This window comes from Vibrio lentus (assembly GCF_002875945.1).
Lineage (GTDB): Bacteria > Pseudomonadota > Gammaproteobacteria > Enterobacterales > Vibrionaceae > Vibrio > Vibrio apostichopi.
The window spans coordinates 1-13,740 of record NZ_MCZK01000065.1; the positions used below are offsets into that span (position 1 = coordinate 1).

Sequence of the window (13,740 nt, forward strand, 5' to 3'; positions counted from 1 at the left end):
GAATTACGCAACAAAGCCAATAAGCATTCGTACTCGTTTTACTATTTATTTCATGTGTTATTTCTAAAAGCCCTTCTTCTGATTGATTACTTTCCTTTTCAAAAAGTATTACAGTCGAACTCCTTTTTATTCTTCTAACTATTGCAGCGGAGTATTTTATTAAAGTCTGAATTAAACGACTTTCAATAACTCTAAATTTAAACTCAGATTCCACTTCCTGTAACTGCCTTTTAGTTACTATAAGAGAACCATAACCCGTGTGTCTTATATAACTTAAAATCTTATTATTAATTATAGAATAAAAAGGAGAGTAATTAAGTTTTTTATTTTTTATTTGCGTGTTTTTATGTATTCCTTTTGAAAAAACAATCGCTCCATTCTTTGAACATTGTAACTTTACAGAGAACGTCCCTATATCTAACTCCATCATCGGAATTGAAAAATCAAAAAAACCATTAACAATGCTAACAGGATATTCTAATGACCCAATGATTATTGAATACTTTAACTTGTTTTCTTTTTCAAAATAACCTTTAATATCTTTATCTAAAAAAATCAATTTACACTTTAATTTAGGATAGATATCGGTCTCAGATAGCACTTTAACTTTTATATTTTTCTCTATCTTTCTCGAATGCAGAACTCCTTTTCTTAAAAATGAAAACAGATTGTATTCTAATTGGTTATCAATAGTATCAATATAGGGAAAAATCTCATTGTCTTTAAGAAAAAAACTGTGCTTTAATTTAACCAAATTGTAAGCTACAAATATAGTTTCAGAACTATTACTTTCGTCCGAAACATATAGCTCAACTTTGCCTTCATCTTGTAATATTTTTTTAACTTCTATTTTGTAACCAAGTCTAATAGTATTGAATTTTTTCCTACTAGTAGTTATAAGGAAATAGTTCTCCGTTAAAAAAAACACAAACAGCATTGTTGACTCATCATCGACTTCTGAAATAACTAGTGCTCTATTTATGTAGAGCTCAGTACCGCCTGTGTAATTACTAGAGCCTTTAAAATAAGAAATTTCAAGACCTGAATCTAGAAATTTAATTAGATTACGATAAATATTAATCATAAGTTGCTTCAATTTTACTTTTAAGTTCAGAAAATGATATATTTTTCTTTGAAATTTCAACTTTCTTATAATCAAAAAAAGTAAAATCTTCACTGTAAAAATCGTTTACTAAATCAATCGTTGATTTCTTTATGATAAAGTCATCATATTCACTCACATTTTTAGGAGGGGTGCTAATTTCTGGTTTTTGGTAAGAAAAGAAATCACAGATATAGTTTATGATCTTCGACATACCATCCTCCAATTTAAATATTTTTGTATTTTCGAGTATAAATTGGTTCATTGGTCTAATATGATTATCATGAATAAATTCGTTTTCACTATATTTTTCTAAAGATGTTCGAATGAACTTATTTACATTCATTCCGTCTCTTATTCTTCCTTTCTTCCTTCTGTAATAATATTCACTAATTATCCTAGTTAAAGGATGTCTAACGACACAAAATGAATTTACGCTTCTATTATTAAAAACTAATTTTAAATATTCATTGTGGAAATGTTGTGGTGAACACGGCAGCGTCTTTTTTCCTGGATGATAAAGGTATTCAAATTTGGAGGATTTTTTTAGTAAATTTCGTAACGTTGACCCTGCACATTTAGGTATGTGTATATATAATAGTTCTTTGTTATCTTTAATATAAATTGGCACTTGACTTCCTTGGTTAATTTTCAGTTCACTATGGTACTTTCTTTTAAACTTTCAATTAGAAAATCCCTATCAATTACTGGAGCAGTCAGTTCACCAAATGAAGCGTCATCATCTGGAAATCTTTTAGTAGTGAGACCATCAAACAATAGCTTTTGAGATAATAGCTTTGGCCCTACATTATCACCAAATAGGTTATTTTTATTTTTATTTTGAAGGATAATATCTTCGATATCCATTAATGTATTACCATCTTTTCTGTTTAAAAATAGTGCATAATCTTTTTTAATGAACACTTCATTGTTTGATAGCATATTAGCAAGCGCCATAATATTTATAGATTTGACCTCTAAGTCTGGCCTTAACCATAATATGTAGTCATATTTTTTTTTGTTAACCTGCTCAAATTCAGCCAATAACTCCAACACTAGAGAAATCTGCTTAAACATTTTATATTGATTAGCTAACCGAACCTCTAAATTAAAAAGGTTATTCTCACGGCCAAATTCATTTTCATTTATGATCTGAACTTTACAGTCAATATTTTCTGTTAATTGACAAAGGAGGGTTTCTGACGATGAGTTTGTTTTTATATACTCTTCAATTTTTGGATTTTTTTCGTAAAATTCGAGGTCACTAACCCCGTTTACAATATACCTAAGATCTTTTGGTATCAACCTTGCTAGTTTGTTAGCATGTGCTCCACTAGGATAACCTACTTTATCCCATGTACTAACAAAGTAATCAGGAGAGATATTTTCTAATTGGCTTATTAATTTCGGAAGACAAGTGTTAACACCTCGTAGCTGACCAGAAATGCATATTGCAACTCTTGGTTTTTCAATTTTTTTCGCCTTTGATATCAATTGAATTTTTTGTTTTGCCAAAACTCTATACATAGATATTTTTTGAAATTGATTAAGATAAATATTATTATTAGAAATATATTCTTCCATTTCGTCAAAGGAAAAGAATGAAAACATTTTATTAAATATACCATTCGATATAGTTGTATCTTTTAGAAGATTATCTTTAATAAGCCGCTTAAATACCTTATCACCAGAAGCTGTGTCTTTTGAAGACAAGATCATCTTATACTCAAGACTTCTAAAACCATTATTAGTGACAACACTCCATAAGTGTATAGCTGACAATATAGGCAGTTTAATTCTTTTATTATTCCTTATGATTTTTTCACTTCTATTATTATTGAAATCATAGGCATAAACATCTATAAAATGAGACAGTGATTTATTCGCATCGATCTCACTGAGTCGTGCAAGATTAAGTTCATTTGATTTGTTCAAAAATAGGCTGTATTTTTCAATAGATACAATAAAGTCATTCTTATCTAGCCCCGAGTTAACTAATGCTTCCATAAATAATGAAAATTTATATAGCATCCTACGCTCAATAATATTATTAAATTTTCTATTTAATGAAGGTCTATTTTGAGCCTTGACGAAATCGATAGCCTCTAAATACAGGCCAAATGACATCAATATCCTTACTGTAGCTAATTTATTTTTTTCCACTAAAGACAAAAATATTAACAGTTTGGAAAATTCAACTTCCTCAAATATATATTTAATTATCAGATTTATAGTTTCACTTTTTTTCATTATTTAGCCTATCATATAAGTCAATATGTTTCTGCCCCCCCGCTTTATTAGCTAACTTATTAGCCAATCCAACAAATCCTTTTTTTAATAAAATTCTAATTGTCTTTGCAACTGCATCTTGCCGTGTTAGTTCGTGGTTTAAATAATCAAAAAAAACTTCCAATTCTTTCAGCAAATAATTGCAATTATAGTTATAATTGTTTTTAAGAACAGGATTAGCAATATCCTTTCTTATAAATAACAAGTCTGATAATTTTATATTCCCTAAATCAAATGATAGTTCTTTATTTCTAATATCATAAGCCCTTAAGCTCATTTCAGTCGGTGGCTTGATCTTCTCATTCTTAACGATTGTATTTGAATCGAGAGATATTTTCTCAAAAAATTCATGGAACTGCAACTCTGTATTAAATGCTTTCACAACACTGAAATTTTTTGACGATATAGAAAGTAGACTGTTTTCATCACACCATGCTGTAGCACCGATTAAATAATAGTCATGTCTTTCAGAAATCAATTTTTTTTGGTTTATATTCTCAACGTCAAACAACCTTTTATTAAACTTGCTGTTTACTTTTAACTCACCACTTCCAAGTAGGTATTCAGATGTTAGAGTTACAACTTCGTTACCAAATTTAGGTTCAGCCTGGGAAAAAACAGATTTAATATGACGGCCTACTAATTTACCAATATACCTCATTATAGCAACATTAGGATGGCCTAATTTAACTCCTATCTTACTATGCAAGTTATTATAAAAAAAATAATCATGAAAGTCAACATAATTAAATCCATAGTGGCAAGCACATTTAATATGGAGTTTATTTATTACATTAACAGCTTCAATATTCTCTGGTGTATTCGAACGTTTATTTAATGTTATAGGAATTAACAATATAAAAACGGGGGCATTCGCAAGATATAACATTCTGTAAAGGTTAATTATATTATCTTTAATTGTACTCAGTGGTACACCGGATACCCAAAAGTTATGAAAGTCATTAACGTTTGATTCAGTAACAATACCATAATGCCCATTATTTATATATTTTACTGTAGAATACATATTTTGTATCGATGAACTAGCACCTAATGCGTAATTATCGACAGCTACCACTTCTGATAAGCCCTTACTGAATCCATCTTTCAATACACTATTGCTCCCCCCTAACAGTGCGACTCTCATTTATAACCTCTTATCTGACAATATTCATCTGGAGTTCCACAAAAAACAACTTCATGCCTAGAGATTAGACTATAATGGATTTCTTTATTATGTGATATTAAATAATTATATAATGGTGCTACATATAGCTCCCCTTTTTCCCACTGTTCAGATGGCAAAGTTAAATAGTATTCATAAGCACTTAGGTAATCCGACACTGAAGAAAAATAATATAGCCCCGTACAGCAAAGATCTGATATAGGTTTTTTTTCTGTTGTTTTAATAACTTTTGTAGAGTCAACACTGGCTGGTTTTACGAATGACCAGTTATCGCCATCTCCTTTAAAGACTTCTAAATAACCATCAGCTAATATCTCAGGACCCGGATATTTAAAATTGGTCCTAAACGTGTCAATGTTAAAAATGGTTATCGGCCCGTTATAAATTATTTCTTTGAGAGCTAACGTGACCGTTTCTGCTTGTCCGCGCGTTTCTTGATCAAGGATTACTATCTCATAGTCTATTATCCCCAAAGCATTAATACGATGTTTTACAAACTCAAGAGTATTAAAAACATCTCTAATAATAAATAAAAATTTCTTTGTTTTAAAATATTGTTTAAAGCTTTCAACTGAATGGTCGAATAAACTTTTTCCATGTGCTTCTAACATATACTTTGGCTTTGTATAACCCGCTTTAAAAAAACGAGAGCTGAGACCTGCCATAGGAATGACGATCATTTTTCGTACCCTTTCATAAGTTCATATAAACGAAAAGCATTCGCAAACAACGCATCTTGGCGATTTTTATCGTCGACATGAAGAGGAAGCATAGATAAAAACAACTGTAGTTGCATTGCATACAAATTTAATGCTGTTAACCCATAACGTATTTCGACTAGTTCTATAAACAGTGCTTGCGTTTCTTTATGTTTACTTTCTCCATCTATATTTAGTTCAATTGATTTTTTGTTATAATCAATATTTACCGAGTAATAACCAGAAATAATCCAATCATACATACCTAAGATCGAGTGGCTTAATTTCGCAAGATCATATCTAACATCACCATAAATAGTTATTTCACCATCAGGTGTTAACCCTCGAGGATCGATGGTTTTAACTCTATCGGTTCTGAAATCATAAAGTATATTACTAAAGCAAAAATCACCATGCATTAAAGATGATGCTTGACTAGTCGTAGGGAGCCATTTATTACTTAATTCTAATATATCGTCAATAGATATAGTAGATGTATTATTAAACGACCAAATATCTTTTTTCCCTATATTTTTAATCTTTTCGAATTCATTAAGACGTTCATTCGTCTTTTCACCAAATAATTGATCTATATTTGTTGATACTTTGTCTAGAGGTGCTTCATAAGTAAAACACTCATCGATAAAATCTAAACAATGATTAATAATCTTGTTCCAGATTAAGTCTGGAACTTCAGAGAATACAAATAACTCATTCAAAGCCGTATTATGTAGATATTCCAATTTATAGCTATAGTGACCATTCTCAAGATACTTTTCTCCCAAGAACTGAGGTACAAAGCGTTGCATCATTGCTGGGATAGAGCTAAACCAATTTGCTTCAGCTTTAATTTTTTTATTTTTAAAACTCGACTTTTCGATCCATTTAGAATTAATCACCAAATTATTAAATGAACGTTGCGTTGTAAATTCAGCCTTTGAATGGTAATAGGTATTAACGTGGCCAAAATCCAACCAATTATTAACATGAACGGAAGTAATCCCAATATCGTTATGATAACGATTTAGTCCTTCTAAAAAAAACCATTTAGCCTTAATAATAGATCTTATCAATATTCTTGGTTGACTAAATTTAAAATAACCACATACAATGTTATTTTGTAAATCATCAATATAACCTTTACTTTCAGAGAGCCAATCTATGCTATTATCGGATACTGCTGACCAATCATAACTGTCATTTATTTTAGATGTTGCAATAACATCATCACCTTCAGGTAAAGTTTTTAATAGCGTATCACCGAAGAGAATATGCAAGGAATCCTCTAAAGGCTTAGATATAAGATTGAGAGATACAACTAGTGACTGCCCAAGAGATAAGTCATCTGGAATTTCGACAACCTTAACATTGTGCTCATCTAACCGATTTTTATCAATCTCCGAAATATTGTATGTTTCGGGTACAGACATATAAATCGACTGACCCTCGGGTATTAAATTCAATTGGTGCTGGAAAAGTCGTTTATTGCCTAATGGTAAGAATGTTGGTGGTATTTTACCAAATTCAGAACGTAATTCTTGACCAATATAAGCACCAGCCATTATTAAAAACATGACTTTTCCTTACTTAATAATTCGGTAATTTCACCAAATGTCATTGAACTAAACTCAGATGGTCGAACAGAACGATCATCAATATAGAAACCGTCATTACCACACCAAGGCTTACCAACAAGGATTTCATCATATGGGACGTTATGCCTATCTAACCATTCTGTAATTATTGGCAAGGTATGAATATTAATTTTTCCTACATTACCTTCATAAGTACGCATATTCCTTGCGGTTGAAATGGTGATAGAAAATCCATCTTCTTTATATTCCTGTAATTTTTCTATTAGTTCTAAATTAGGAACAACATTTTTGTAATCCGATGTATTTGCGATAGTAATTGTACCATCTAAATCTACAACTAATTTTTTCATTTTAATTCCTTTACCGTAGTAATAATAATTCGCCCGACCCCATAAACTAACATCAGTAGTACACTTAATAACGAGATGTTATACATTACGGCTGGGTATGTATCATCTTCAGGTATTGTCGCTTGCTCTACTAACACCAAGTATTTTAATTGCCTATAGGCTTCTATTCTTGATTTCTCTAGTGAAATTGTTGATGACGTAAAGCCTTTTACTGCCAGCTCTAAGTCTATTTTTAAATCTGCGAATTTAGATAATACCTCACTAATGGGTAAGTTATTCAATTGCTCTGAGCCTGACTTACTTGTATTACTAGTTAAGCGTTTTTTTTCAGATTTTAATTGTTTCTGCAATGCATATATCTGGTTATTTAGGCCTTTAACTTGTGGCGCACTATTACTCATAATACTTAAAAGCGCAGTAAGCTCCGCTTTTTTTGTGGCTATCTCACCTTCTAGTCGATAAGCAATTTCAGATAATGCAGCCCCCTCTGTTTCCGGGCTAAGTAAATTATGTTGCTGCTGAAACTTAAGTAGATCAGCTTGAGCCTTTTGCAAACGTCGCTCTACAACTGTGTGCTCGCCTTTAATAAATTTAAGCTGTGCTTCTGCCAATTGATGACCTATATCATTAATGTACCACTCTGCTTTATTTTCTATTGTCTCTGCTAACTGGGTCGCGAACTCTGGCGTAAAAGATTGTGCGTAAACAGAAATAATTTGTGATTTTTCATCAATCTCAACGGTTACTCGGGAGGCAAAGTAGTCCATGAAATCTTCTCTGCTATGCCAACCGTGCATACGGCTAAAAAAGTCAACTTCTGAGCTTTCAAAGTGCTGACGTAGGCTGAGTTCTTTATCTAAATATTCCAACATGTCGTTAGAATAAATATATGCCTTTACTAATTGAGTATCGCTATTTGTGGTATTTACACCTAAACCACTCAGTAATGCCATACCTGCATCCATGGTTGCCATACCATCTGGCTGCTGAACAATTACTTGAGTACGACTCTCATAACGAGGGGTTGCCCAAAGTATTTGATACAATGAGAAGATGATAACTGGAACAATGACGAATATTGAAAATGGATTTTGATTAAAAAAAGATAAGTTAAACGAGTGCTTTGCTTCAAAAGACGAGGTTTCTTGAGAATCTAAATTTTCTTCTTGCTTATTGACTACTACTGATGAGTAGTTTACCGAGTTATCAGAATTTATAGCGACTCCATCTTTCTTTGTTTCGCTGTTATTCTCATTAAGTACTTGTCCTTGCTCCTGTTCAACAGCAGCTATTTTCGATTCAACTTGTTCATTTTGTTGAGAGTGATTTGCTTCTTTTTGAGGAATTTTAGTCTGTTGATTTATTTTTTTTACTGTTGCCGTCAAATCTTGTTTATTTAGGTTTTGTACACGCCTAAGGATCCGAGTGCTTAGTTCAACATCGACCCCTTTCAATACTTCTGCTTGTTGTATTAAAAACTCGGTACTATTGAATTGACCTGGTTTTACTGACTTACGGAACTGTTCAAATTTCTCTTCTATTGTCATAGTTTTTTAGAAGCGAGAAACGAGGACGCTTCGCTCGAGGTACGAGGGGAAGTATCGTCATAGTATGTTCTCGGCTTACTTTGCCTTTATTATTGAATGCTATTGTAAATTCAGGTTAATTTTTCTTACTCGACTCTGGTATTTCAAGGGCAACACCCACACTCGTCTCTCAAACCGTAGCGCTCTGTTCTATCGACTTATTGCTTGCTTCCAGTAGACTCGGTAACAAGCAATCGAAAAAAAGGTAATTATCAATGTTGATAAGTTAAGATATAATTCACTCACCCCTACAGCCCCAAAGGTTGGGTACGCTGCTTGCCTTGAAAGCTCAATAGCATGTAAAATTGGGTTCCAATCAAAATAGTGCCAAGTCTCTTTAGGTATATCTTGCAAGCTAAAAAAAACTCCAGAAATAAATAACAATGGTCGCTGTAACATATTACGGAGTTTGTCTATTTCAGGAATAAAAGCCCTAGCAATGGCAAACAATAAACCGATATTTGTTGCTAATAACCATAATACTGTAAAGTTCCACAGTACCATTAAGGGGTCGTCAATTTTAATCTCTATACCAAGAAAGTACATTGCAATAACAATAACCAGAACCACAGCTATTTTTACCAAAAATTCAAACCCGACCATAGCAATGGTTGAGGCTATAGGTTGTACTTGTCTAAACGCAAACAAAGGTTTGTTTGTTTTAATACTGCCGGCAGCCGCACTCATTGTGGTTAAAAATAGCTGTATACATAACATACCATACACAATAAACACGAATGTTGGCATTGAGTGTGTCTCGCCGCCATCTAACCGCCCACGCATAAACGAAAGTATAAAAATGAATGAGACAGGTTGTAATACCGCCCAACTCACGCCAAGTTTGTCATTAAACTTACTTTTAATTTCTCGCAGAAAAATAGCAAAGATCACATCACCCCAGACTTGCAGAGTACTGCGCTTTTTTACCTTTGCCATTAGTTAATCGCCACATTTGCAGCCACTGCAATTTGGTAGATAATTTGAGTGATATCTTTAACTGCTTGCATGGTTTTAGTATCTACCTTTGGCAACACTAAAATTTGGTCGCCTTTTTCAATCGGATTTTTACTGTCGAACTCAACTAAGCCATTAGCACGTACGATCGCAATACGTTGGTCTTCAGCTCGATCTGTAAAGCCACCTGCCCATGCGACATAATCGTCAATACTTGCATCAGGATTAAAGACGACTGCTTGTGGCATCAAGACTTCTCCGCCAACCTGTATTAAGTCAGTCTTGTATGGAATGACGATTTGGTCACCTTGTTCTAATAATATATTCGCGATATTCCCATCATCGGAAACGATCACTTTACCCAACGGCTCAATTTTTCTAGCTCGCTCGGTAAACAGCAACACCATTTCTGCTTCTTTTGCCCGAATGGCCGCTTCACCATCGGATGAAGCAGGGGCTGTGAAGACGCTACGCTCTAAGCGATTAAGTGAGTCATCGATCATTTCTTTTTGTTTTTCAGCAACACTTTTACGAAGAATATAAATTGACCCTTCATTGGTTAACGTTGGGTCAATTGGGATGTAGTTGAGCAAGTCGTGCAATCGAGTACTCTTTTTAACCGCAAAATACGAAGGGCCGAGATAACTTCCACTAACCTGTACATCCATTACTTGTGCGTGTAGATCATCATTGAAAATGATCTTATCGCCATCTTCTAGCTCAAACTCTTGGAACTCTTGGTAACTCATATAGAGTGAAAATGGCCCTTCAGGTCGATTGCCTATCACGCCTACGTGGCTCACCTTTGCAAGAGGGCGCGAGTATTGAGATAACTCTTTACCGCTCGATACCATATTTTCAAGTTCAAATCGGAAAGGGTTACGAACACCACCTGCAACGGTAATGGCTGCTTTCTGGGGTGATACGAGGATTACATCGCCGTCTTGAAAGCTTAATTTAGGAAGGGATCCAGTTTGGATGAAATCATACAGGTCCACTTCAGCAATCGCTTCACCACCGCGCATGATTTTAATTTCACGATAGCTACCCCTTTCTGAATCAATCCCACCTGCACGCTTTAAGAAATAAAGGACACTGTCTGATGCCATCCCTGCGTACTGACCTGGACGTATTACAGGCCCAGAAAGGTATACACTTACTGGAGTTGCCGTTAACAGGTTCACGTAAACACTAACATTATTGGTATAAATCTGTTTTATCTTTGAAGTCACTAAAGCGTTAACTTCGCTGGCTCGCACATCTTTTACCTGAATAGGGCCAATCTCAGGAATAAAAATATTTCCCTGATTATCCACTGTTACTACATTTGAGTAGTTCACTGCTCCCCAAAGCCAAATATTGATTTTATCGCCAGCAGCGATCAAATAGTTATCATTTAAGCCATCACTTCGTTCAGTTTCGTACCCTCCTGCAAATAAATTTGCACCGTACGGAGGAGGAAACGCTTCGCCAGAACTTGGTAACAGCTCACGTACGTCGGTTTCACCTGGAAGTAAAGTATTGTTGCGGTTTTCTGAAGGGTAGGTTCCCATGTCTAGTGCTTCGTTTGGCATAACACCAGCTTGGCTAGCTTGCTGAATTTGCGCTGGAGTTGCATTGGCCGTTTGAGTGCCAGCTAACTCGCTTGGATCAAATGAAGCGCTGTGTACAGGGAAGCATAGAACGGAGAAAATGGATGCGATTACAAAGCGAGATGATGTGAATAAATATTTCATTTTTTAATTACTGTTAAATTAGGGTTTGTAATCAAAACTACTGAATTTTAATAACAGTAGCTGCTTCAACAATACTTGGTGCGAGATACCAAGATTTGGTTTCAGATCCGTCGACATTTTTACTGATGGAAGCGCAAGCAATTCTATTACGTTTACCTTCAGAAATCGTCTCAACCTCTAATACACGACATTGGTAACCTAAGCCTGAGCTATATGGTGAGCTTAAACGAATATTGTAGTCGTTATGTGTTAATGACGTTTGATTTGGATTGTTGAGTTCCGACCAATACTGTTGAGGAATACTTTCACCTAACTGAACTTCAGCCGCCTCAACAAGAGGAAGACTTGCGGTCACTTTTCTAGGCTTACTAGCACAACCCAAAAGTAACAAACTACTTAAAACTACAACTGTGGTTCGACTCTTATTAGATGTTAGTTTTCTCATGAAATAGGCTCATTTAGGTACGCTACCGCCCCACGATTTCATTGCGATATTCGTCACTCGCGTCTAGGGTTAAGTTTGATATTTTTTATCACTGCGTATAGTATCAGTATCATATTAGATATTACAGAAAAATTAGTATGATAACTCTGGCAAAAGCTTCAGTGATAACTCTTGACAAAAGTACTTTCGAGTAGACCTTACAATTGCAACGCTGAATTATTAACCAACAAAGCCACTCGTTTTCTTTTCACGGTGCTCGCGCTGGCCGCCACCCAAGGTTTACTATGCAAGTCATTTATACCGCTATTATCATCTTTTTTTGTTGTACTGTTTTTCTGGTTTACTCACGCCCTCTCGCCATTAAATTTAGCTTCGTTGATGCTCCTAATACTCGCAAATCACACAATGGGCATATCCCACAGATAGGGGGGCTATCGACGCTTTTAGGCATTTGGATTATTGACTTAATGATGCCCAACCTCCTTCCATTTCAAAGCCATTATATTTTATTAACTTCGTTTCTAGCGCTCGTCGGTTTGATCGATGACAAATTCGATATCAGTGCCATATCACGTTTAATCGTTCTTAGTTTTATTGCTGTTTGGTTAGCAAACAATGAGGGTATCATTTTATCTTATCTGGGCGATTTCTGGGGGAGCGGAGAAGTGACGTTAGGTGCTTGGTCTACCCTTTTTAGCGTCTGTGCGGTAATCGGCTGTATAACGGCATTTAACATGATTGATGGGATTGATGGATTGCTTGGTTCTCTTGCATCAATATCTATTGGTAGTTTAGGGGTTATGTTCTGGCTGGCCGGTTATCTGCCAATTAGTCTATTTTGCTTTCTATTCATTGTCTCGATGCTCGCCTATGTTTGCTTTAACTTAGGGATAAATGTGAAATCGAAGCACAAGATTTTTATGGGGGATTCAGGCAGTTTCTTAGTTGGCTTTACAATTTTTTGGTTACTTGTGTTTGCAACGCAAAAAGTCGAAGGTGTGAACAATGTAGGGAGTGCGATGAAACCGGTCACCGCCCTTTGGATTATCGCGGTTCCTTTGATGGATATGCTCTTAGTCATATCAAGACGACTAGTTAACAAAAAATCACCTCTTTTAGCCGATAGAACACACATCCATCATATTGTTCTTAGAGCGGGATATACCTCTAAGCAAGCTTTAGTTGGAGTTTCATTACTTTCACTGTTATTGGCTGCAATAGGCATCATTCTTGATGTGAGTGGTGTACCAGAAGTTTATTCTTTTAGCCTATTTCTTATGGCTTTCTTTCTCTATGCAGTGAGCCGACTTAACCTACAGGCCTCTGAGACGCCTTGCTCAGAAATAAGTCAATGACCAAAAAATCAACAGAGAAAGTAACTCAAGGACTCCACTCATCTTTCCCTGGTGAGGGGCTAGTCGCTCATTGTTGGTCAGTGATGACTCATTACCTCTTGGGCAAATCACCTAAGTGGTGATTTAATACGGATATAACAATATCCAAATTCAGGTTCTGATAATCATGAACAGCAATATTACGCAAGCCGACCATTTTTTGCATTGAACTGGCTAGCGAGGTGCTTAACAAATCCATCCGGTTTAGCTGTTCAAATGAGTCTCGACTGCTTTGTGGTATTGGTCCGTCATGCAATTTTAGTGAGCGGTTTGCAATATCAATTGACGCTTTACATAATCTTTGCAAATTTAAAATAACTGAATCTTGCTTAGTGTAATTTCTACGTAGTTCCGCTTCGTTATCACCATACTCATCGGCAATTCTTGGCTTTGTTGCGTAATTCA

Annotated in this window: 13 protein-coding genes; 1 reads left to right on the forward strand and 12 read right to left on the reverse strand. The window is 34.8% G+C overall.

Annotated features, from left to right (window positions below; translation table 11 throughout):
- The 11 genes from BCT49_RS05165 to BCT49_RS05215 all read right to left on the reverse strand — a co-directional run.
- Positions 1-1,084, reverse strand: a 1,084-nt coding sequence (locus tag BCT49_RS05165) for a hypothetical protein (protein ID WP_133151645.1), incomplete at its 3' end; no start/stop codon positions are given.
- Positions 1,077-1,733, reverse strand: coding sequence for a sulfotransferase family 2 domain-containing protein (locus tag BCT49_RS05170; protein ID WP_157938600.1), 657 nt, complete (start codon positions 1,731-1,733; stop codon positions 1,077-1,079). The genes BCT49_RS05165 and BCT49_RS05170, both read right to left, overlap by 8 nt.
- A 20-nt stretch (positions 1,734-1,753) precedes the next feature.
- On the reverse strand, positions 1,754-3,352 hold the full coding sequence (locus BCT49_RS05175) for a hypothetical protein (protein WP_102434411.1): 1,599 nt from the start codon (positions 3,350-3,352) through the stop codon (positions 1,754-1,756).
- Positions 3,339-4,538, reverse strand: coding sequence for an SGNH/GDSL hydrolase family protein (locus tag BCT49_RS05180; RefSeq protein ID WP_102434412.1), 1,200 nt, complete (start codon positions 4,536-4,538; stop codon positions 3,339-3,341). The genes BCT49_RS05175 and BCT49_RS05180 overlap by 14 nt, the downstream gene beginning before the upstream one ends.
- Complete coding sequence (locus tag BCT49_RS05185) at positions 4,535-5,257, reverse strand: glycosyltransferase family 2 protein (RefSeq protein ID WP_102434413.1); 723 nt, start codon at positions 5,255-5,257, stop codon at positions 4,535-4,537. The genes BCT49_RS05180 and BCT49_RS05185 overlap by 4 nt, the downstream gene beginning before the upstream one ends.
- Positions 5,254-6,849, reverse strand: coding sequence for a capsular biosynthesis protein (locus BCT49_RS05190; protein ID WP_102434414.1), 1,596 nt, complete (start codon positions 6,847-6,849; stop codon positions 5,254-5,256). The genes BCT49_RS05185 and BCT49_RS05190 overlap by 4 nt, the downstream gene beginning before the upstream one ends.
- Positions 6,840-7,220: an HAD hydrolase family protein gene (locus BCT49_RS05195; RefSeq protein ID WP_102434415.1), complete on the reverse strand. Its 381-nt coding sequence runs from the start codon at positions 7,218-7,220 to the stop codon at positions 6,840-6,842. The genes BCT49_RS05190 and BCT49_RS05195 overlap by 10 nt, the downstream gene beginning before the upstream one ends.
- On the reverse strand, positions 7,217-8,767 hold the full coding sequence (locus tag BCT49_RS05200) for a lipopolysaccharide biosynthesis protein (protein ID WP_102434416.1): 1,551 nt from the start codon (positions 8,765-8,767) through the stop codon (positions 7,217-7,219). Before BCT49_RS05200 ends, BCT49_RS05195 begins: the two co-directional genes overlap by 4 nt.
- Positions 8,768-8,956: 189 nt before the next feature.
- Positions 8,957-9,742 carry an ABC transporter permease gene (locus tag BCT49_RS05205; RefSeq protein ID WP_102434417.1) on the reverse strand — a complete coding sequence of 262 codons (786 nt, stop codon included), beginning with the start codon at positions 9,740-9,742 and terminating at the stop codon, positions 8,957-8,959.
- Entirely contained in the window at positions 9,742-11,496 is a 1,755-nt protein-coding gene (locus BCT49_RS05210; protein ID WP_241908037.1) for a polysaccharide biosynthesis/export family protein, read from the reverse strand. Before BCT49_RS05210 ends, BCT49_RS05205 begins: the two co-directional genes overlap by 1 nt.
- Before the next feature lie 37 nt (positions 11,497-11,533).
- Positions 11,534-11,941 (reverse strand): hypothetical protein, encoded by a 408-nt coding sequence (locus BCT49_RS05215; protein ID WP_102434418.1) that lies wholly within the window; start codon positions 11,939-11,941, stop codon positions 11,534-11,536.
- Positions 11,942-12,225: 284 nt separating this feature from the next.
- Here BCT49_RS05215 and wecA point away from each other — a divergent pair, with 284 nt between their 5' ends.
- On the forward strand, positions 12,226-13,296 hold the full coding sequence (gene wecA, locus BCT49_RS05220) for a UDP-N-acetylglucosamine--undecaprenyl-phosphate N-acetylglucosaminephosphotransferase (protein ID WP_102434419.1): 1,071 nt from the start codon (positions 12,226-12,228) through the stop codon (positions 13,294-13,296).
- A gap of 91 nt (positions 13,297-13,387) precedes the next feature.
- Here wecA and hepT read toward each other — a convergent pair.
- A partial coding sequence (gene hepT / locus BCT49_RS05225) for a type VII toxin-antitoxin system HepT family RNase toxin (protein WP_102434420.1) occupies positions 13,388-13,740 on the reverse strand: 353 nt, incomplete at its 5' end.

What these genes read in the sequence shown, in the direction of transcription:
- BCT49_RS05190 (WP_102434414.1), bottom strand. Translation starts at nt 6,849, where the DNA reads ATGTTTTTAATAATGGCTGGTGCTTATATTGGTCAAGAATTACGTTCT.
- BCT49_RS05185 (WP_102434413.1), bottom strand. Translation starts at nt 5,257, where the DNA reads ATGATCGTCATTCCTATGGCAGGTCTCAGCTCTCGTTTTTTTAAAGCG.
- BCT49_RS05210 (WP_241908037.1), bottom strand. Translation starts at nt 11,496, where the DNA reads ATGAAATATTTATTCACATCATCTCGCTTTGTAATCGCATCCATTTTC.
- BCT49_RS05180 (WP_102434412.1), bottom strand. Translation starts at nt 4,538, where the DNA reads ATGAGAGTCGCACTGTTAGGGGGGAGCAATAGTGTATTGAAAGATGGA.
- wecA (WP_102434419.1), top strand. Translation starts at nt 12,226, where the DNA reads ATGCAAGTCATTTATACCGCTATTATCATCTTTTTTTGTTGTACTGTT.
- BCT49_RS05175 (WP_102434411.1), bottom strand. Translation starts at nt 3,352, where the DNA reads ATGAAAAAAAGTGAAACTATAAATCTGATAATTAAATATATATTTGAG.
- BCT49_RS05195 (WP_102434415.1), bottom strand. Translation starts at nt 7,220, where the DNA reads ATGAAAAAATTAGTTGTAGATTTAGATGGTACAATTACTATCGCAAAT.
- BCT49_RS05215 (WP_102434418.1), bottom strand. Translation starts at nt 11,941, where the DNA reads ATGAGAAAACTAACATCTAATAAGAGTCGAACCACAGTTGTAGTTTTA.
- BCT49_RS05205 (WP_102434417.1), bottom strand. Translation starts at nt 9,742, where the DNA reads ATGGCAAAGGTAAAAAAGCGCAGTACTCTGCAAGTCTGGGGTGATGTG.
- BCT49_RS05200 (WP_102434416.1), bottom strand. Translation starts at nt 8,767, where the DNA reads ATGACAATAGAAGAGAAATTTGAACAGTTCCGTAAGTCAGTAAAACCA.